The following is a 202-nucleotide window of genomic DNA, read 5'->3' as shown; positions in this document are numbered from 1 at the left end:
CATATTTTTGAACCAGTCGATAAAATGTAGTTTTGGGTACATTCGCTTTCCTCATTGCTTCCACTGCTGTAATGGACCCGGTTTTCCAAATGTCATATGCAGTAATAAATGCAGGGGTAATTTCCGCTTTTGGTCTACCAAGGTGTTTTCCTTGTTTTTTAGCTAAATCAATTCCTTCTCTTTGACGTGTTTTGATTTTGGT

At 37.6% G+C, this 202-nt stretch carries 1 pseudogene; it reads right to left on the bottom strand.

Annotated features, from left to right (window positions below):
* A pseudogene (locus JDS99_RS31705) lies at nt 1–202 on the bottom strand (recombinase family protein); the annotation flags it as partial.

Origin of the sequence: Bacillus cereus group sp. N6 (assembly GCF_016483705.1) — a bacterium.
Classification (GTDB): Bacteria; Bacillota; Bacilli; order Bacillales; family Bacillaceae_G; genus Bacillus_A; species Bacillus_A wiedmannii.
This window is presented reverse-complemented; position numbering and strand designations above follow the sequence as displayed.